Here is a 19,382-nt window from a genome sequence, read left to right on the forward strand (position 1 = left end):
CCGCATGACAAACCTCCGCCAAATCTGCACAAACCCGCCATTTCCCACCACAGGAGCGCACCCGAAAAAACTCCCCCAGGACCGTGTTCCATGTGTTCCATCCTGTAGGACTTGCCGCCCATGACCCCTGCCGCTCGGGTTCAGGCCGCAATCGAACTGCTCGACGCAATCATCGAGGCGGCGCAATCAAAAGGCGCGCCGGCCGATCGGCTGATCGCGGCCTACTTCAAGCAGCGGCGCTATGCCGGATCGAAGGATCGGCGGGCGGTGCGCGAACTGGTCTACCGCGCGGTGCGGCTGTGCGGCGAGGTGCCGGCGAGCGGGCGCGAGGCGATGCTGGCGTTGGCGCAGGAGGACGCGCAGCTGGCGGCGCTGTTCGACGGGTCGCGCCACGGTCCGGCGCCTATCGGTGCGGACGAGCAGCCGGCGACGGCCGGCCTCGCCCCGCAATGGCTTTCAGAAAGGCTGGCGGCGTCGGGCATCGACGCGCGCGTGGGTGCCGCCTTGCTGGAACGTGCGCCGCTAGATCTCAGGGTCAACGCGCTTAAGGCGCGCCGCGAGGCGCTCGCCCTGCCCGAACCCGCCGAGCCGCTCTTGGCGCCACATGCGCTGCGCCTGGAAGCCGCTGCCAATGTCGAGGCGTGGCCGGAATATCGCGCGGGTTTCATCGAGATACAGGACCACGGCAGCCAGTGGATGTGCGAGGCGGTCGCAGCCGAGGCGGGGGAGACGATCGTCGATCTGTGCGCCGGGGCGGGCGGCAAGACGCTCGCCCTAGCTGCCGCGACCGGGAACGATGCCGAGATCATCGCCGCCGACACCGACAAGCGACGCCTCGGCAATCTGGCCCCGCGGGCCGAGCGCGCCGGTGCGAGGATTGCGCAAACGCTGCTCCTCGACCCGGGCCGCGAGATGGAGGCGCTGCGGCCATGGGAAGCGAAAGCCGACCGCGTGCTGGTCGATGCGCCCTGTTCGGGCAGCGGCACCTGGCGGCGCAATCCGGAAAGCCGCTGGCGCCTTACGCCCGCCATGTTGGGTCGCCTCGCCGCTTTGCAGGACCACGTGCTCGATATCGGCGCTCAGCTGGTGCGGCCCGGCGGCACGCTCGTCTTCGTCACCTGTTCGCTGCTCGATAGCGAAGGCCCCCAGCGCATCGACGCCTTCCTCGCGCGCCATCCCGGCTGGCGCGCGACTGCCCCCGACATGCCGGTGGGCCGGCCGCGCGGTAAGGGATTGCGGCTGACACCGTACCACGACGGCACGGACGGGTTTTTTGTCGCCATATTGCGTTCATCGTGATAGCCCTAAAAACCATGGCAATGCCGACTTTCCCGGGCCTCGCCGATATCAAGGAGCTCTTCATGCGTTTTGCGCCTGCCGCCGCTGCCCTTTCGCTGTTCCTCATGGCGACGGCGAGTGTGACCAGCGCGGGCGAACGCGAGCCCAAGCCGGCGGCGGCGGCGCTGATCGCGCAGGGGCAGGCGGCGCTCGCATCGGGCGATACGCAGGGCGCGGTCGATGCGTTCGAGGCGGCCTTTGCAGTCGATCCGGCCTATTCGCCGATCTTCCTCGAGCTTGCCGAAGCGGCGCGGGCCGACGGTTTGCAGGGCAAGGCGATCCGCTATTACCGCGAGGCGTTGAACCGCGATCCGGACAATTTCGCAGCGATTTCGGGCGAAGGCGAGGCGCTTGTGGAAAAGGGCGCGCTCGAAAAGGCGCAGCGCAACCTGTCGCGGCTGGAGAGCCTGTGCGGCGCTTCCTGCCCAGAAACGATGGCGCTGCAGGCGCGCATCTCCGCCGGACCGCCCGCGCGGCTGGCGGTCGACACGCCCGAAGGCGGCCCCACCAGCAATTGATCAGGCCAGCAACTGATCAGATCAGCGGGGCGAATTCCTCGACCAGCGCCGCGTAGACTTCGCGCTTGAACGGCACGATGAGGTCGGGCAGGCGCGCCGGTTCGACCCAGCGATAGGCGCGGAATTCCGGGGGGTCGTGCGCTTCGAGATCGACGTCGTCTTCGCTGCCGAGGAAGCGCCCGAGATACCAGTGCTGGAGCTGTCCGCGATATTTGCCGCGCCAGACCTTGCCCAGCAATTCGGGCGGCAGATCGTAGCGCATAGGACGCGAGGCGGGCGCGACGATCTCGACCAGATCGGCGCCGATCCCGGTCTCCTCGTGAAGCTCTCGAAGGGCGGCATCCTTCGGCTCCTCGCCCGGATCGATCCCGCCCTGCGGCATCTGCCAGAAACCGAGCGCCTTCTTGTCGATCCGCTCGCCGACGAAGACGAGGCCTTCGGGATTGGCGAGCATGAAGCCGGCGCAGGGGCGATAGGGAAGACTGCTCATGAGCCACTCTCCGGCGCCGGATGGTCCAGCATGAAGCGCATGGCGGCGACGATGCGTTCGAGGTCGGCCTGCGTGCTCGGCACCGCGCCGCGCAGATTGGTGAAGCTGTGGGTCACGCCCTCGATCTCGAGATAGACGAAGTCGCGCCCGGCATCAGTCAGTCCCTTGGCATAGTCGCGGCCCGAATCGCGGATCGGATCGAGGCTGGCGGTGACCAGCACGGTCGGCGGAGCGGCGGAATGATCGCCGAGTATGGGAAAACCGCGCGCATCGTCCCTGTTCGCCCGGTAGCTTTCGGCGAAGAACTCGATCGCGGTCCGGGTGAGGACATAGCCATCGCCGAACTGCGCCAGACTGTCCGAACCCATCGCATCGCTCGCCAGCGGAAAGATCGGCACCTGCAAGGCAATGGGCACCGCCGCCGGCTCCCGGCCGAGCAATTGTCCGACGACAATGGTCGCATTGCCGCCGGCGCTGTCGCCGATGGTGACGATCCCGGTCGCCTCCCGGCCCAGTTCGCCGGGCGAGCCCGCAATCCAGCGCGTCGCCGCCTCGCAATCATCGATCGCGGCGGGGAAGGGGTGTTCGGGCGCGCGGCGGTAATCGACCGCGACCAACGGCAGATCGATCAGCGCGGCGATCTCGGTGCAGAGCGCGTGATGGGTTTCCAGATCGCCGATGACGAAGCCGCCGCCGTGATAGAAGGTGACGATCGGCCCCGCCTCGCGGCTGTCGCGCGCATCGTAGAGCCGCAAGGGGATGTCGCCCGCCGGACCGGGGCAGGAAAGGTCGCGGATCACCACCAGCTCGCGCGCCGGACGATCCGCCATGGCGTGCAGCGCAACATAGGATTCGCGCGCTTCGGCCAATGTCATATCGGTGATCGCCGGGCCGTCCATCGCCTCCAACGCGTCGAGAAACGCTTTCATCTCGGGCCGTACGAAAGGGGCTGTTTCACTCATGTCCGAACAATTCTCCCAGAAACGCGACATGGCTAGGGCAAACGCCCACGCATTTCCACTCGCTTTGCCTTCGGGCTGCAGATAGGCGAACGGGCGATGGACAATCTCACTCACGGCCTGGTCGGTGCCGTCATCGGACAGACCGGGCTCAAGCGAAAGACCGGCCTTGGCATGCCCGCGCTGGTGATCGGGGCGAACCTGCCCGATGTGGATGCGGCGTGCTTCTTCTGGCTGGAGGGCACCGAGCATCTGGGCTTTCGCCGCGGTATCACGCACGGCCCGCCCGCCATGGTGCTGCTGCCGCTGATCCTCGCCGGGCTGTTATGGGGTTTCGACCGCTGGCAGGCGCGCCGAGGCAAGCGTCCCGAAACCCGCGCGCCGGTCCGCTTCGGTTGGCTTTATGCGCTCGCCTTCGTGGGTTGTCTGTCGCATCCCGCGCTCGACTGGCTCAACGTCTACGGCATCCGCCTGCTCGAGCCGTTTTCGAGCCGCTGGTTCTATGGCGATACGCTGTTCATTATCGACGTCTGGCTGTGGGCCTTGCTCATCGTCAGCGTCTTGTCGGCCTCGCGGCGTGAGAAGGCGGGCGGCGACCAGCGAGGGATCGCGCGCGCCGCGCTCGCAATCATGCTGGCCTATATCGGGGTGAACGGCGCGCAGACCGCGTCGCATTATGCGCACCGCGGCGATCATTGGCATCCGCAAGCCGTCTCCTTCATCGCGTCGCCGGCGCCGATCCGTTCGTGGGAGCGCGAACGGATCGCGCAGCTCGAGGATGGTCGCTGGGTCTCCGATGCCTGGGGCGGGGAGGCGGCGGGCGAGGGCTACCGTGCAAGCGAAGACGTGCAATGCGCGCTTCCCGATCTCGCTGACGAGCGACAGCGTTCTTCGCAGGTCGAGGCGTTCCTGTCGTGGTCCAGAGCGCCCTTCGCCACGCGCGCCGAGGACGGATCGATCGTGCTGCGCGACGCGCGCTTCTACGATCCACGCGCGCGGGGCCGGTTCGGTGTGGCGCTTCGGCACGTGCAATGTGCGGAACTTCCATCGCAGTAGAAGCATTCATCCGACAATGTCCAAACCCCAAATCGTCTGGCTCCGACGCGATCTGCGCATGGCGGACAATCCCGCGCTCTATCACGCCGCCGAGGCGGGGCCGGTCGTGTGCGTTTATGTCCTCGATGACGACGCGCCGGGCGAGCATAAGCTGGGCGGCGCGGCGCGCTGGTGGCTGCACCATTCGCTCGAAAGCCTGTCGAAGAGCCTGGGCAAGCGCAACGCCGAGCTCATTCTGCGGCGCGGGGATGCGGTGGAAGAACTAACCGCCTGCGCAAACGCCGTGGGTGCCACGGCCGTCCATGCCAATCGCCATTACGAACCGTGGTGGGTGCGCGCGCAGGATGAGCTTGCGGACGAACTCGACCTCACGTTCTACGATGGGAATTACCTGTTCCCGGCGGGCCACGTGGCGACCGGATCGGGCGAACCCTACAAAATCTACACGCCCTTCTACAAAGCGACCCGCGCCGAGTTTCCACCGCGCGACACGCTGCCTGGGCCCGAAGAGCTCTCGTCCCCCGATGACTGGCCCGCGAGCGACGATCTCGCCGACTGGAACCTCTTACCGACCAAGCCCGACTGGTCGGGCGGGATCGCCAATTTCTGGGAGGTCGGCGAGGAGGCGGCGCATCAGCGGCTGTCCGAATGGGAAGGGGATGTCGGCGACTACGAAGATCGGCGCAACCTGCCGAGCGAAGACGGCTCCTCGCGCATGTCGCCGCATCTACATCATGGCGAAATCACCCCGGTGCAGATCTGGCACGCGCTCAAGCACAAACGCTCCGACGGATGGCAGACGTATGAAAGCGAGCTCGTCTGGCGCGACTACGCGCAGAACGTCATCTGTCAATTTCCCGATTACGGCCGCGAGAGTTACCGCGAGGATTACGAGAAGCTGAGCTGGCGCGATCCCGACAGCGACGATGACGCGGCGAGCGACCTTCGCGCCTGGCAGAAGGGGGAAACCGGCTATCCGATCGTCGATGCCGGAATGCGCCAGTTATGGCAGACCGGCTGGATGCACAACCGCGTGCGGATGATCACGGCGAGCTTTCTCATCAAGCATCTGCTGATCGACTGGCGGCGCGGCGAGCAATGGTTCTGGGATTGCCTGGTCGATGCCGATTACGGCTCCAACTCGGTCAACTGGCAGTGGAACGCGGGAACGGGCGTCGATGCCAACATGTTCAGCCGGATCATGGCGCCGCTGACGCAAAGCGAGAAATTCGACGCCGCGGCCTATATCCGCACCTATGTACCCGAGCTGGCTGGTCTGCCTGACGAGGCCATCCACGATCCGGAAAGTCACGATTGCCGGCCGGAGGATTATCCCACCAAGCTGATCGCCCATAAGGAGGGACGCGAGCGAGCGCTGGACGCCTATCGCGCGATGAAGGACGATTGACGGGCAAAGGGCGCGTCGCGGCCGCCACTAGCGACTTGCCGGGGCGCTACGAGGCTGACTATTAGGGCGCCATGACGGCGCAAGGGGTCAAGAGAGAGGCGGCGCGCGGCGCATTGCTACTGCGATCGGGCAGGCTTTTCCTGAGCCGTCCCGGCTTCGTCTCGCGCGCCATCGCGCCGGGTTTCCGCACGATGCTTACCCGGATCGATGCCGGCCTGGGACAGGGATCGCTGCTCGCCCATCTCCCCGACGGTTCGACCCGAATGCTCGGCGGGCGAGCGCCCGGCTTCGCTGCCGAGATCGAGCTCAAGGACTGGCGCGGATTGCTGCGGCTGGCGGGCGGCGGGGTGATCGGCTTTTACCAGGCCTACGAGGCGGGCGAATGGGAAACGCCCGATCGGGTCGCCCTGTTCGCGCTGTTCTCCGCCAATGCGCGCAGCCTGGGTCAGATCGCGCGCAGCACCGGGCCGCTGCGCTGGATCGGCCGGATCGCGCATTGGCTCAATCGCAATCACCGCCAGGGCTCGGCGCGCAACATCGCCGCGCATTACGATATCGGCAACGATTTCTACGGCGCCTGGCTCGATCCGACGATGACCTATTCGAGCGCGCTGGGCCTCGCGACCGGCGGCGACGAAGCCGCTCTTAAAGCCGCGCAGGAGCGCAAGCTGGCCGCGCTCGCGGATCGTCTCGGCACGCCTGAATCCGTGCTCGAAATCGGTTGCGGCTGGGGTTCGCTCGCGCGGTTGCTGGCGCGGCGCGGGGCCACGGTCACCGCGATCAGCCTCTCGGACGAGCAACTCGCCTTTGCACGCGGGCAAGGGGGGGAGGGGATCGACTATCGCCGCCTCGATTACCGCGACATCGACGGCACCTATGACGCAATCGCCAGCGTCGAGATGGTCGAGGCGCTGGGCCGCGAATACTGGCCCGGTTTCCTCGATTGCATCGCGCGCAGCCTCAAGCCGGGTGGGCGCGCGGGGCTGCAGTTCATCTCGATGGCGGACGACCTGTTCGAAACCTATGCGCGCACGCCCGACTTCATTCAGGCCTGCATCTTTCCGGGCGGCATGCTCATCAAGCGAAGCGAGTTTCGCCGCCTCGCCGAAGCGCGCGGGCTCGTCTGGCGCGACGAAACCCGCTTCGGTTGCGACTATGCCGAGACGCTGAAACTGTGGCACGAACGCTTCGACGACGCCGTTCGGGCAGGGCGGCTGCCGCCTGGCTTCGATGCGCCCTTCGTGCGGCTCTGGACATTCTATCTCGACTATTGCGAAGCCGGCTTTCGCGCCGGCAATATCGATGTGCGCCAGGTTACGCTGGTCAGGGAAAGGTGAGGGGAAAGATGACGGGAATGAAGCACAAGGCTTCGATCATGGCGAGCGCGGCAGCTGCAATGCTGGCGCTTTCGGCTTGCAGTTTAGGCGCGGTAGATGGGCCGGGCGTCCAGCCGGTCGCGCAGGAACCGGTCGCCTTCGTCGAGCCGCCGGCGCGCGATCCGTCCGAGCTTCAGGTCCTGTTCTGGAACGACGAGCAGAGGTCCGCCCGGTTTCGCGCCATGGAAAACTGGTTTCCCGGTCACGAAGTGCCCGCCGCGACGACCCCGCGCGAATTGCGGGCCGGCGAGCCGCTCCCCGCAAGCCTCGCGCAGGATATCCGACGCACCATGATCGATACCGGCGCGGCGGGCGTCATGGTGTGGGAGGATGGCGGCGTCCGGTTCGAGGATTACGCTCTTGGCTTCACCCCCGATCAGCGCTGGACCAGTTTCTCGGTCGCCAAGAGCTTCACCTCGACGCTGCTCGGCGCGGCGCTGAAGGACGGTTTCATCGCCAGCCTCGACGATCCCGTCACCCGTTACGTCCCGGGCCTTGCGGGATCGGCCTATGACGACGTCACCGTGCGCCAGGTCGCGACCATGACCAGCGGCGCCGCCTGGAACGAGGATTATACCGACCCGGAAAGCGACGTGGCCCAGCTCGCGCGGTTCACGCTCGAATACGGGGAAGGGGCGATCGTCGAACAGATGAAGCGTCTCGAACGCGAAGCCCCTCCGGGCGAGAAATTCGTCTACAAGACCGGCGAGACCAACCTTCTCGGCCTCATTATCGAAAACGCTGTCGGCCTGCCGCTCGCCGCTTATGCGCAGGAAAAGATCGTCGAGCCGGCGGGCTTTGCCGGTGGGCTGTTCTGGATGAACGATCAGCGCGGCGGCAACATCGGCGGCTGCTGTCTGTCGCTGCGCCTGTCCGATTATACGCGGATGGGGATCTTCGCGCTCGAAGGCGGCGGCACTGTCGTTCCCGAAGGCTGGTTTGCCGAAGCCGGCGACAGCCAGGTCGATTTCCCAAGCAGGCCCGGTTTCGGTTACGGCTATCAGTGGTGGACCTATCCGCAAGGCTACGGCGCGCAGGGGATTTTCGGTCAGTCGATCACCATTCTCCCCGAGCAGGATCTGGTGATCACCATCGTGGGCAACTGGCCAACGGCAACCGGCCCGAACAGGGATGTCTGGTTCGAGATGATCGGCAGGATATCCGCTGCGGAATGATTGTCGCTCGCGGATGTAAGCCGCGTCACGCCATCGGGCGATAGACGCCTGTATTGCTGTAACGCTGCAGGATGTTGTCGTGCACGATCGGGCTCAGCAGTTCGCTGAACGCGCAGCCGACGATGCAATTGTCCCACCAGACCACCTGCGCCTGAAGCGATTCGAGGCCGGGGAGAGTTAGCCAGCACATCTGGCCGTCATGCATGCGGTTGATCGAGGCGGCCGAGAAACCCGAGATCGAAAGATCGTGCACCACGCTCTGAAATGCGCGCCCGCCCGATGCCCGGAGAGTGGCCGGGATCGTCAGCCGCGTGCGCGGGGAGCAGCGGTCTTCCTGCGATGCCAGCTCGTAACGATTGTTGTTGCTCGGCATGGTCTTCTCGTAACCTTCTTTTGTCCGTACTCCCGAAGGAGTGCGATTCGGCGCTTCGACCCGGCGTCCACGCGAATGTCATCGGCGAGAATGCTTCACCGAAGATAGAAAGAAATGGTTAACAGCAGCCTAAGACGTCGTTTTGCGCGCGAAATTGACGTCACGCCGCGATTTACGGCCATCGACGAGGACCGGTGTCGCTCCGTCTGCCGGTCAGTCTTCCGGCTCGGCCACGCGTTCGCGGTGTCCGGTCTCGAAATCTTCTTCGAGCAGCGCAACGATGCGTTCCGCCACCACTTCGGGCGGCTTTACGGTTTCGGGCTTTTCGCCGGGATAGGCGCGCGCGCGCATGTCGGTGCGGGTGGCGCCCGGATCCAGAATGGCGACGCGCAGCTCGCTCAGCTTTTCCACCTCGGCGCCGTACGTTTCGAGCAGATTGTCGAACGCCGCCTTGGTCGAGCCGTAGGCGCCCCAAAAGGCGCGCGGATGAGCGCCGACGCTGCTGGTGAGGCCGATGATCCGCCCCGCCTCGGCCCGGCGCATCAGCGGATCGAACGCCGCAAGCAACGTCTGCGTGGCGACGACATTGGTCAGGATCGCCTGATTGTATTGCTTGGGATCGATCTGACTAACCGGTGTGAGCTCCGGCAGGTAAGCTGCCGAAATAACAAGAATATCCAACGTCTGCCACCGGCCCGCAATCGCCGTGCCGAGACGGGCGATGGCGTCGGGCTCTGCAAGGTCGAGCGGGGCGATGGTCGAGGTGCCGCCCGCGTCGTGGATCTCGTCCTCGATCGCCTCAAGCGCCTTCACCTTGCGCGCGACCAGGATGACATGCGCGCCGGCAGCGGCCAATGCCTTGGCCGTCGCCGCACCGATCCCCTTGCTCGCGCCCGTCACCAGGGCCGTCTTACCGGCTAGTCTCTTTTTCTCTGTCATGGGTTCAGGCGGCTCTCGGATCGGCGAAGGGCAGCTCGCCCGAACGGTCTTCCCTCATGCGAAGATCGGTCAGCGAGGTGGGATAGTCGCCGGTGAAACAGGCGTCGCAGAATTGGGGGCAGGCTTTGTCGCGCCCCTCCGATCCGACCGCGCGATAAAGGCCATCGATCGAGATGAAGGCGAGACTGTCGGCCTTGATGAAATCGCGCATGGGTTCGAGCTCCATCCGCGCGGCGAGCAGTTTGGAACGCTCCGGCGTATCGACGCCGTAGAAGCAGGAATGCGCGGTCGGCGGGCTGGCGACGCGGAAATGCACCTCGCTCGCCCCCGCTTCGCGCATCATCTCGACGATCTTGAGACTGGTCGTGCCGCGTACGATGCTGTCGTCGATCAGGACGATGCGCTTGCCAGATACCAGACCGCGATTGGCGTTGTGCTTGCGCTTGACCGAGGAATGGCGCGCGCTGTCCGAGGGCTGGATGAAAGTGCGCCCGACATAGTGCGAACGGATGATGCCGAGCTCGAAGGGCACGCCCGAGGCCTGGGCATAGCCGATTGCGGCGGGCACCCCGCTGTCGGGCACCGGCACGACGAGATCGACGTCGCACGGCGCCTCGCGCGCGAGTTCGCTGCCGATCGCTTTCCTCGCTTCGTAGACGCTGCGCCCGGCGAAATAGCTGTCGGGACGGCTGAAATAGACATGTTCGAAGATGCACGGCCGCGGACCGACCGTGCCGAAGGGGTGCAGGCTTTTGATGTTGCCCGCAAAATCGACCTGGCACATCTCGCCCGGCTCGACTTCGCGGATCATCTCGGCGCCGACGACGTCGAAGGCGACGCTCTCCGACGCGAACAGCACCGCATCGCCCATCCGGCCCATGACGAGCGGGCGAATGCCCAACGGATCGCGGCAGGCGATCATCCCCTCGGGCGTCATCACGATCAGCGCATAGGCCCCTTCGACCAGCCGCAGCGCGTCGATCAGCCGGTCCGCCACGGTCGGATAGCGCGAGGTTGCGACAAGATGGATGATGACTTCGGTGTCGGAGGTCGACTGGAAGATCGAACCCTTCCCGACGAGATCTTTCCGGAGCGACTGCGCGTTCGAGATATTGCCGTTATGTGCGATCGCGAAGCCGCCGCTGGCGAGCTCGGCATAGAGCGGCTGCACATTGCGCAGACCTGCGCCGCCGGTGGTCGAATAGCGGACATGGCCGGCCGCCATCGGGCCGGGCAGTTCGGCGATCGCTTCGGCGGCGGAGAAGTTATCCGCGACATGGCCGAGCCCGCGGCGCGAGATGAAATCGCGCCCGTCGAAGCTGGTGATGCCGACTGCTTCCTGCCCGCGATGCTGCAGCGCATGCAGGCCGAGGGCGGTCGCTGCCGAGGCCTTCTCCGCATTGATTGCGCCGAACACCCCGCATTCCTCGCGCAGGGTATCGCCGTCCTCGTCGTGAAACGGGTGCGTCAAATTGCCTGCAAAGGGACTTGCTGGGGTCATGGCTATCGCTCGTTGCGGGTTCGCTTGGGCTGCGCTTGCGACGCGTGCGATCAATGGCGATGTTACGGCGCAATTACAAGGCCGACCATCAGGGGTAGCTCCCCGTCGCCTCGCTCGCGCGCCCGCTTTTCGCACAGCCCCGCGCAAACCGGCGATTGTGCGCGCGGGTCGGGCGCCCTACAGGCTCGGTTCACCTTTCCCGCCCCAGTTGCGAATGCCATCCATCATGCTGTCCCCCTTCGAAAGATTCATCGCCAAGCGCTATCTGTGGCCGGGCAAAGGCGAAGCGTTCATTGCGCTGGTCGCCGGTATCTCGGTCGGCGTGGTGATGCTTTCGGTCGCGATGCTCGTACTGGTGATGAGCGTCATGGGCGGCTTTCGCACCGAAATGCTGGAAAAGTTCAGCGGGCTCAACGGCCATGCCATCATCCAGGCCTATGGCGGGCAGCTCGACGATTGGGAAAGCGTGCTCGCGGAAGTCCGTGAAACGCCCGGCGTGACGAATGCCTCGCCGCTGATCGAGCAGCCGTTGCTGACGAGTTACAACGGACGCACCAACGCGGTCTTCGTGCGCGGCAATACCGCCGAGGATATCGCCGATCTGTCCGACAAGGTGCTGATGGGCGATATCGCCGCAATCCAGCCCGGCTCGGGCAAGGTCGCGATCGGATCGCGCCTTGCCGCCAATCTCGGCGCGCGGGTGGGCGACACGATCACGATCATCAATCCTCAAGGACGCGCGACACCTTTCGGCACCTCGATCCGCCAAGTCGGCTATGAAGTGGGCGCGATTTTCGAGATCGGGCTCTATGATTTCGACGAGACGTTCGTCATCATGCCGCTGTCGGACGCGCAGACCTTGTTGTTGCTGGGCGATACGGTGGGGTTGATCGAGGTGACGGTGACCGACCCCGACGATGTCGGCAACATCCTCGCTGATGTCGAACGCTCGCTGACCGGGCGGGCCGTCATCGCCGATTGGAAGAGCATCAACTCGACCCTGTTCGAAGCGCTCGAAGTGGAGCGGGTCGCGATGTTTTTCGTGTTGAGTTTCATGGTGTTGGTCGCGTCCTTTAATATTCTGTCGAGCCTCGTCATGCTGGTGCGCGCCAAAACTCGCGACATCGCCATCATGCGCACGATGGGGGCGACGCGGCGCAGCTTGCTTAAGATCTTCGTCACCACCGGCACCACGATCGGTGCGATCGGCACGGTAACGGGGCTCGTCGTCGGCTTCGTGCTGCTCTATTTCCGCAACGGCATCGTCAACGGCATCGCCGCGCTGACCGGGGTGGAGATCTGGGACCCGCAGGTCCGCTTTCTCACCTCGCTCCCCGTGCGCGTCGATCCGTGGGAGATCATCGGCATCGTTGCGCTCGCCCTTGGCCTCAGCTTTCTCGCAACACTCTATCCCGCGTTGACCGCGTCGAACACCGATCCGGTCCAGGTCCTGCGCTATGAGTGAAGCGGATCCTGCTTTGGAGCCAAGCACACAGGCCAGCGCCGCGCCGATCGTCAGCCTGCGCGGCTTGAAACGCAGTTTCGAACAGGGCGGTCAGCGGATCGATGTGTTGCGCGGGGTCGATCTGGACATCATGCCGGGCGAGATCGTCGCGCTGCTCGGTCCGTCGGGATCGGGCAAGTCGACCATGCTGCAGGCGGTCGGCCTGCTCGAAGGCGGGTTCGAGGGTTCCATCGCGATCGCCGGCGAACGCGCGGAAAAGCTCGCATCGGACGAACGCACCCGCATAAGGCGCGAACATCTAGGCTTCGTCTACCAGTTCCATCACCTGCTGCCCGATTTCAACGCGACCGAAAATGTAATCATGCCGCAGATGGTTGCAGGGCTTTCGCGCAGCGAGGCGGCGACCCGTGCCGAGGCCCTGCTTGCAACGCTCGGCCTCGGCCATCGTCTCACCCACCGCCCCAGCCAGCTTTCGGGCGGCGAACAGCAACGCGTCGCCGTCGCGCGCGCGCTCGCCAACCAGCCGACGCTGGTGCTCGCCGACGAACCGACCGGCAATCTCGATGAGGAAACTTCGGACACGGTGCTCGGCCAGTTTCTCGAGCTTGTCCGCGGGGAGGGCAGCGCGGCGCTCGTCGCCACGCATAACGAGCGCCTCGCCGCGCGCATGGATCGCATTGTACGCCTGCATGACGGGGTCCTGAGCTAGGCACGTTCGTGGCGTCGACCCCGAAACCATCGGCGCGCTGGCCCGTTGATCTTTCAAACAAGGAGAGCTCGAACATGGCAGACCATCCCAGCACTTACGACGGCACCCCGGTCAATAGCGACGAAGATGCCTGGAACGATCGCGCCGCCCTGCACAGCAAGGCGACCAGCGACGGCGTCATTTCAGGCGGCAACGCCCTGCGCCGCGGCACCTTCGCTGAAATGATCCGCCACGTCGCCACCCTGCCGGCGGACGAGCGCGACAAATACGTGATCGAGAAGAAGGGCGACCGCGAATATACCGCCGCCGAAGCGGTGGCGCTGTCCGAACGGCCGGACTTCCCGCGCGGATAGACCGCATCAACACAAGGACTGCGCGCTCAAATGACGACAATCGCCGATTTCACAGTCACAACCAATCGCGGCGAAAGCCTCGATCTGGAAGCCAAGCGGGGCAAGGTCCTGCTGATCGGCAACACCGCATCCAAATGCGGCTTCACCCCGCAATATGACGGTCTGGAGAAGCTCTATCAGCAATATAAGGATCGCGGCTTCGAAGTACTCGGCTTTCCCTGCAACCAGTTCGGGGCGCAGGAACCGGGCAATGCCGACGAGATCGCCGAATTCTGCCGCGTCAATTACGGCGTAAGCTTCCCGCTGATGGAGAAAGTCGACGTCAACGGCCCCGACGCCTCGCCCCTGTTCGACTGGCTCAAGCAGGAGAAGAAGGGGCTGATGGGATCGAGCTCGATCAAATGGAACTTCACCAAGTTCCTGGTCGACCGCGACGGCAAAGTGGTGAAGCGCTATGGTCCGCAGGACGCGCCGGCGGGGATCGCCAAGGATATCGAGAAGCTGTTGTAGTCGCTCTTCGGCTATTTCCAATGCCACCTCAGCGGCTTGGTCTGCTCACGCACGAGCTGCCCCTTCGCTTCGAGGTCGAGCTGCACCGTCTTCGCCCACCATCCGCAGGTCTTCCCGCCGGGAAACAGGTCTTGGGACAAATGCGGTTTGACCGCCTCGCGCACTTCGCCTTGAGTGAGCCCCGGTGACGACTTCGGCACCGCGCGCTCGAATGCCGCGAGCATATCGGCATATTTCGCCGCATTGACCCGGCTCACCTTGCCCGGCGTGTTGACGTTTTCGACTTCGATCATCTCGGTCATCTTGCCCTCCCGCAACAATCGTAGCTTGCCCCCAGCTTTTCCCCAAGACCGGCCCGTCGCTGCTTGAAAGCCGCCTGTCGAGGCGTAACTTCGAACGATGCCATTCGCCCCCTTCGTCCCTTTGCGCGTGCTCTCTTCCTATTCGATGCTCGAAGGGGCGATCGATCCCAAGGCGCTGGCCACGCTGGCGAAGGAGCGGGGTTTTCCGGCGATCGCCATCTGCGACCGCAATGGGCTCTACGGCGCGGTGATGTTTGCCAAGGCCTGCACGGGCGAGGGCGTGCAGCCGATCATCGGCACCATGCTCGGCGTTGCGCGCGAGGGTAGCGAGGGCAAGCTCGTCGATTATCTGCCACTCTATGCGCAGGACGAGGCGGGCTACGACAATCTGTGCGATCTCGTGTCCAAGGCGCATCTGGAACGTCCGCTTGAACTCGAGCCGCATGTCGCACTGAGCGATCTCGAAGGTCGCACCGATGGGCTGATCGCATTGACGGGAGCGGGCGAGGGGGCGTTGACGCGCCTTCTGGCGGAGGGACAGCACGATGCGGCGGACGCGCTCGCGGATCGGCTCGAGGCGCTGTTCGCAGGCCGGCTCTATATCGAGTTGGCACGCCACGGCGATCCCGTCTGCGATCGGGCCGAAGAGGCACTGGTTGACATGGCCTATGCCCGCGATCTGCCGCTGATCGCCACCAACCCCGCCAATTTCGCAGAGCCGCATATGCACAAGGCGCATGACGCCATGCTGTGCATCGCGAACTCGACCTATCTCGAAAACGAGGAGCGCGCGCGCACCAATCCGCAGGGCTTCGTCAAATCGGCGAGCATGATGGAGGAGCTTTTCGCAGACCTTCCCGAAGCGACTGCCAACACGCTCGTCATCGCGCAGCGCTGCGCCTATGCGCCGCCCTATCGCGACCCGATCCTGCCAAGCCTTGCGGGCGATCTCGAAGGCGAGGCGGCAATGCTGGCGGAGCAGTCCAAGGCCGGGCTCGAAGCGCGTCTCGAACCTTACGAGGACCTCTCCGAGGAAGAGCGCAAGGTCTATTTCGACCGGCTCGATTACGAGATCGACATCATCGTCAATATGGGTTTCCCCGGCTACTTCCTGATCGTTGCCGATTTCATTCAGTGGGCCAAGGACCAGGGCATTCCGGTTGGGCCGGGGCGCGGATCGGGGGCGGGGTCGATTGTCGCCTGGGCGCTCACCATTACCGATCTCGATCCGATCAAGCTGGGCTTGCTGTTCGAGCGGTTTCTCAATCCAGAACGCGTATCGATGCCCGATTTCGACATCGACTTTTGCGAAACGCGCCGCGGCGAAGTGATCCGCTATGTGCAGCGCAAATATGGGCACGATCACGTCGCGCAGATCATCACCTTCGGCAAGATGAAAGCGCGCGCGGTGCTGCGCGATTGCGGACGGATTTTGCAGATGAGCTACGGCCATGTGGATCGTCTCTGCAAGATGGTGCCCAACCATCCGACCGATCCGTGGACGCTGCCGCGCGCGCTCAACGGCGCGGCGGATTTCAAGCGCGAATATGACAATGACAACGAGGTGAAGCGCCTCGTCGATCTGGCGTTGCAGCTCGAAGGGCTGCCGCGCAATTCCTCGACCCATGCGGCGGGAGTGGTGATCGGCGATCGCCCGCTGGCGAAATTGCTGCCGCTGTACCGCGATCCGCGCTCGGACATGCCAGTGACGCAATTCGACATGAAGCATGTCGAGAGCAGCGGGCTCGTCAAGTTCGACTTCCTCGGCTTGAAGACGCTTTCGGTGCTGCGCAAGGCGGTCGACCTGCTGGCGGAGCGGGGAATCGACATCGATCTGGGCGCGCTCCCGCTCGACGATCGCGCGGTCTACGATCTCATGCAGGCGGGCAACACGGTCGGCGTCTTCCAGCTGGAATCCGAAGGTATGCGGCGCACGCTGACCGCGGTGAAGCCTTCCAATTTCGGCGACATTATCGCGCTGGTCTCGCTCTATCGCCCCGGTCCGATGGACAACATCCCGCTCTTCGGAAAACGCAAGGCGGGCGAGGTGCCGATCGAATACCCGCATCCGAAGCTCGAGGGCATTCTCGCCGAGACCTACGGCATCTTCGTCTACCAGGAACAGGTGATGCAGGCGGCGCAGATCCTTGCCGGATACTCGCTTGGCGACGCAGACCTGTTGCGCCGCGCGATGGGCAAGAAGGTCCAGGCCGAAATGGACATGCAGCGCGGGCGCTTCGTCGAGGGGTGCAAGGAAGTATCCGGGATCGAAGCCAAACAGGCGAACGAGCTGTTCGACTTGATCGACAAGTTCGCAGGCTACGGCTTCAACAAGTCGCACGCCGCCGCCTACGCGCTGCTCGCCTATCAGACCGGCTGGCTCAAGGCGCATTACCCGGAGGAGTTTTACGCAGCCTCGATGTGCTTCGACATGCATCAGTCGGAAAAGCTCGCCATCTTCGTCGACGATGCGCGCCGCTATCCTGCCGAGCGGGTGGAAAGCGAGGGGATCGAAGTGCTTCCGCCCGACGTCAACGCCTCACAGGCGCGCTTTACCGTGCAGCAGACCGACGACGGCTACGCGGTGCGCTATGCGCTCGCCGGCATTCGCAATGTGGGCGAAAAGGCGATGGAGGCTGTCGTCGCCGAGCGCGGGGCGAACGGGGAGTTCGCCAGCCTCAAGGACTTTTTCGAGCGGCTACCGCAAGGTTCGATGAACCGTCGCCAGTTGGAAGGGCTGATTTGCGCCGGTGCGCTCGACGGCCTGCACCCCAACCGCGCCGAACTCTTCGCCAATGCCGATCTGTTGCTGGCGACCTCGGAGGCCGCGGCGCGCGAACGGGTCAGCGGGCAGGGCGGCTTGTTCGGGGGCGAGGATGCGGTGCAGGACGACCTGCGCCTCCAGCCGACCGATCCCTGGACCCCGCGCGAGGCGATGGCGAAGGAGCGCGAGAATTTCGGCTTCCGCTTCGCCGGCGATCCGCTCGCCGATTATCGCGCGGTCGCCTCGGCGCAAGGGGCGCGCTCCTATGACAGCCTGATGCAGACCGAGCTTGCCGCCGGCCAGCGCATCAAGGCCACGATCGCCGTCGTTGTCGAAGGCGCGAACAAGGCGAAGACGCGCACCGGCAAAGACTTCGTGCGCGTCGATTTCGACGACGGCTCCTCGCAATTCTCCTCGGCCTGTTTCGAGGAATCGCTCGTATCGCAATTCCTCGACTGGGCGCAGGCGAACGAGGCCGTGCTGCTGACAGTGGAACTCGATTGCCCGACCTCGGGCGAAGCGCCCCGCCTCACCGTTCGTGGCGCGCGTCCGCTCGCCTCGATAAGGGGCAGCACACCGATGATTTTGAGACTGGACGTGACTAGCCTGTCCGGCCTCGCCGAACTGACGCTCGAACTGAAGCGCGAAACGCGAGCGCCGGGCGAAGTTATGGTTCGCGTCGTGCTGGGCGATGAAGAGGAAGCGCATATCCGCCTCGGCTCCGACTTCGTCCTTGATGGCGACCTCGCGGAACGATTGGCGGGCGTCGAGGGCGTCGAGAATGTCGCGCTCGAGCCCCTGGGCGGCAGGCGCAGCCGGGCGAACCTCAAGCTGGTGGCCTGATGGCCCGCGATATTGACGCGCTCACCGACAAGGAGAAGGAGGCCCTGCGGCTGCTCCTCGCCGGGCACGATGCAAAGTCGAGCGCGTCCGAGCTCGGCATTTCCGTCCATGCGTTCAACGATCGCCTGCGCAATGCACGCCGCAAATTGTCGGTAGGCAGCAGCCGGGAAGCCGCAAGAATTTTGGGGGACTTCGAAAGCGATGACCCCCAATCTCAAGCGCACAGAGCTTTCGGGATGGAGAAGGAAAGCCCGCCCGAAGACACTGCAGTCCTCAATCAAACGCGCCCCGCCGGCCTTTCGCGGTCGGCCTGGCTCACAGGAGGAATGCTAATCATGTCTATCGCAATAGCCGCCATCGCCGTCTTCATGTTCGCAGGCATCGGGGATGGTTCCACACCCGCATCAACTAAAGCGGCCTCGACCACTCCCGGCGACGTATCAGCTGCCGAGGCCGATCCGCAGGCACTCTCTTCGGCGCGGATATTCCTGAATCGCGTCGATGCGTCCGATTGGGATGGCAGCTGGGAGGTGGCCGGGACCCTTTTTCAAACGCAGGTCAGCGCAGCTGAATGGGCGGAGCGGGTCGAGCCGGTACGCGCTCCGCTGGGCGCGGCCAAGTCGCGAAAGCTCACCAATGTACAACGCGCATCGAGTTTGCCCGGCGTGCCAGAAGGGGAGTTCCAGATCCTTCAGTTCCGCACCGATTTTGCAGGCAGGGAAGGGGATGCCATCGAAACCGTCGTCATGATGCAGGGCGAAAGCGGGTGGGAAGTCAACGGCTACTTCATCGCCTGAAGTCCGCCGCCCTCGAGCAAAAGAAAGCGTAAACAAAAAGGGCCGGGAGATATGCTCTCCCGGCCCTTTCTTTGTTCGCTTGTGAAGGCGCTTACATGCCGGAACCCGGCCCGTAAGTGACTTCCACGCGGCGGTTCTGCAGCTCGCGCACGCCGTCCGCGGTGGGGACGCGCAGATCGTTCTCGCCAAACGCTTCGCTCGAGATACGACCGCCCGGGATACCGCGACCGGTCAGATACTCCTGAACGCTGTCATTGCGGCGTGCGGCCAGATCGAGGTTGTAGCTCTGCGGGCCGACCGTGTCGGTGTGGCCCGCGAGCATGATCGAGGCCATGCCGCAATTGGCATAGGCCGTCACCGCATTGTCGAGGATCGTCGCTGCATCCGCGGTAATGTCGGATTCGTCGAACTCGAAGAAGACGATATACGGACCCGTGTTACACGCAGGCGCCGGCGGCGGAGGCGGCGGCGGTGCCGGAGGAGGAGGCGGCGGCGGCGGGGGAGCC

General features: G+C 64.7%; 19 protein-coding genes and 1 pseudogene. 13 read left to right on the forward strand and 7 right to left on the reverse strand.

What is annotated here, in order from left to right:
• Nucleotides 1-120 precede the first annotated feature (120 nt).
• Both V2I30_RS00430 and V2I30_RS00435 read left to right on the forward strand, forming a co-directional pair.
• Nucleotides 121-1,299 carry an RsmB/NOP family class I SAM-dependent RNA methyltransferase gene (locus tag V2I30_RS00430; RefSeq protein WP_330660081.1) on the forward strand — a complete coding sequence of 393 codons (1,179 nt, stop codon included), beginning with the start codon at nt 121-123 and terminating at the stop codon, nt 1,297-1,299.
• 20 nt (nt 1,300-1,319) lie between these two features.
• The gene (locus V2I30_RS00435; protein ID WP_442896881.1) at nt 1,320-1,856 is read left to right on the forward strand and encodes a tetratricopeptide repeat protein; all 537 of its coding nucleotides are present in this window, start codon (nt 1,320-1,322) and stop codon (nt 1,854-1,856) included.
• 16 nt (nt 1,857-1,872) lie between these two features.
• Here the strand turns inward: V2I30_RS00435 and V2I30_RS00440 are convergent, their stop codons facing one another.
• Entirely contained in the window at nt 1,873-2,346 is a 474-nt protein-coding gene (locus V2I30_RS00440; RefSeq protein WP_330660083.1) for an RNA pyrophosphohydrolase, read from the reverse strand.
• The gene (locus tag V2I30_RS00445) at nt 2,343-3,308 is read right to left on the reverse strand and encodes an alpha/beta hydrolase (RefSeq protein WP_330660084.1); all 966 of its coding nucleotides are present in this window, start codon (nt 3,306-3,308) and stop codon (nt 2,343-2,345) included. Before V2I30_RS00445 ends, V2I30_RS00440 begins: the two co-directional genes overlap by 4 nt.
• Nucleotides 3,309-3,404: 96 nt before the next feature.
• On the opposite strand from V2I30_RS00445, the gene V2I30_RS00450 reads away from it, so the two are divergent.
• From V2I30_RS00450 to V2I30_RS00465, 4 genes are all read left to right on the forward strand, one after another.
• On the forward strand, nt 3,405-4,361 hold the full coding sequence (locus tag V2I30_RS00450; RefSeq protein ID WP_330660085.1) for a metal-dependent hydrolase: 957 nt from the start codon (nt 3,405-3,407) through the stop codon (nt 4,359-4,361).
• A 16-nt stretch (nt 4,362-4,377) separates the two neighbouring features.
• Entirely contained in the window at nt 4,378-5,769 is a 1,392-nt protein-coding gene (locus V2I30_RS00455; RefSeq protein ID WP_330660086.1) for a cryptochrome/photolyase family protein, read from the forward strand.
• Nucleotides 5,770-5,840: 71 nt separating this feature from the next.
• Nucleotides 5,841-7,106 carry a cyclopropane-fatty-acyl-phospholipid synthase family protein gene (locus tag V2I30_RS00460; RefSeq protein ID WP_330660087.1) on the forward strand — a complete coding sequence of 422 codons (1,266 nt, stop codon included), beginning with the start codon at nt 5,841-5,843 and terminating at the stop codon, nt 7,104-7,106.
• A gap of 17 nt (nt 7,107-7,123) precedes the next feature.
• Nucleotides 7,124-8,320 carry a serine hydrolase domain-containing protein gene (locus V2I30_RS00465; protein ID WP_330660088.1) on the forward strand — a complete coding sequence of 399 codons (1,197 nt, stop codon included), beginning with the start codon at nt 7,124-7,126 and terminating at the stop codon, nt 8,318-8,320.
• 25 nt (nt 8,321-8,345) lie between these two features.
• On the opposite strand, the gene V2I30_RS00470 is transcribed toward V2I30_RS00465, so the two are convergent.
• The 3 genes from V2I30_RS00470 to purF all read right to left on the reverse strand — a co-directional run bounded on the left by V2I30_RS00470 (nt 8,346) and on the right by purF (nt 11,133).
• On the reverse strand, nt 8,346-8,693 hold the full coding sequence (locus V2I30_RS00470) for a PilZ domain-containing protein (RefSeq protein ID WP_330660089.1): 348 nt from the start codon (nt 8,691-8,693) through the stop codon (nt 8,346-8,348).
• Nucleotides 8,694-8,906: 213 nt separating this feature from the next.
• Nucleotides 8,907-9,632 (reverse strand): SDR family NAD(P)-dependent oxidoreductase, encoded by a 726-nt coding sequence (locus tag V2I30_RS00475; RefSeq protein WP_330660090.1) that lies wholly within the window; start codon nt 9,630-9,632, stop codon nt 8,907-8,909.
• Nucleotides 9,633-9,636: 4 nt separating this feature from the next.
• Nucleotides 9,637-11,133, reverse strand: coding sequence for an amidophosphoribosyltransferase (gene purF, locus V2I30_RS00480; protein ID WP_330660091.1), 1,497 nt, complete (start codon nt 11,131-11,133; stop codon nt 9,637-9,639).
• 223 nt (nt 11,134-11,356) lie between these two features.
• Here purF and V2I30_RS00485 point away from each other — a divergent pair, with 223 nt between their 5' ends.
• The 4 genes from V2I30_RS00485 to V2I30_RS00500 all read left to right on the forward strand — a co-directional run bounded on the left by V2I30_RS00485 (nt 11,357) and on the right by V2I30_RS00500 (nt 14,170).
• Entirely contained in the window at nt 11,357-12,598 is a 1,242-nt protein-coding gene (locus tag V2I30_RS00485; RefSeq protein WP_330660106.1) for a lipoprotein-releasing ABC transporter permease subunit, read from the forward strand.
• A gap of 13 nt (nt 12,599-12,611) precedes the next feature.
• Complete coding sequence (locus V2I30_RS00490; RefSeq protein ID WP_330660092.1) at nt 12,612-13,307, forward strand: ABC transporter ATP-binding protein; 696 nt, start codon at nt 12,612-12,614, stop codon at nt 13,305-13,307.
• 74 nt (nt 13,308-13,381) lie between these two features.
• Nucleotides 13,382-13,660, forward strand: a complete 279-nt coding sequence (locus tag V2I30_RS00495) for a hypothetical protein (RefSeq protein WP_330660093.1) — start codon at nt 13,382-13,384, stop codon at nt 13,658-13,660.
• A 30-nt stretch (nt 13,661-13,690) separates the two neighbouring features.
• Nucleotides 13,691-14,170: a glutathione peroxidase gene (locus V2I30_RS00500; protein WP_330660094.1), complete on the forward strand. Its 480-nt coding sequence runs from the start codon at nt 13,691-13,693 to the stop codon at nt 14,168-14,170.
• An 11-nt stretch (nt 14,171-14,181) separates the two neighbouring features.
• Here the strand turns inward: V2I30_RS00500 and V2I30_RS00505 are convergent, their stop codons facing one another.
• A complete protein-coding gene (locus V2I30_RS00505) occupies nt 14,182-14,472 on the reverse strand; it encodes a DUF6958 family protein (RefSeq protein WP_330660095.1) in 291 nt (96 codons plus the stop codon).
• A gap of 97 nt (nt 14,473-14,569) precedes the next feature.
• On the opposite strand from V2I30_RS00505, the gene dnaE reads away from it, so the two are divergent.
• The 3 genes and pseudogenes from dnaE (at nt 14,570) to V2I30_RS00515 (ending at nt 18,876) form a co-directional block, all read left to right on the forward strand.
• Nucleotides 14,570-18,079, forward strand: a complete 3,510-nt coding sequence (gene dnaE, locus V2I30_RS00510; protein WP_330660096.1) for a DNA polymerase III subunit alpha — start codon at nt 14,570-14,572, stop codon at nt 18,077-18,079.
• Nucleotides 18,079-18,201 (forward strand): annotated as a pseudogene (locus V2I30_RS14905) (LuxR family transcriptional regulator); the annotation flags it as partial. The gene dnaE and the pseudogene V2I30_RS14905, both read left to right, overlap by 1 nt.
• Before the next feature lie 114 nt (nt 18,202-18,315).
• Nucleotides 18,316-18,876 carry a DUF4019 domain-containing protein gene (locus V2I30_RS00515; protein ID WP_330660097.1) on the forward strand — a complete coding sequence of 187 codons (561 nt, stop codon included), beginning with the start codon at nt 18,316-18,318 and terminating at the stop codon, nt 18,874-18,876.
• Nucleotides 18,877-18,967: 91 nt separating this feature from the next.
• Here V2I30_RS00515 and V2I30_RS00520 read toward each other — a convergent pair.
• Nucleotides 18,968-19,382: OmpA family protein (locus V2I30_RS00520; RefSeq protein ID WP_330660098.1), on the reverse strand; the 415-nt coding region annotated here is incomplete at its 5' end.

This window comes from Erythrobacter sp. (assembly GCF_036351135.1).
Classification (GTDB): domain Bacteria; phylum Pseudomonadota; class Alphaproteobacteria; order Sphingomonadales; family Sphingomonadaceae; genus Erythrobacter.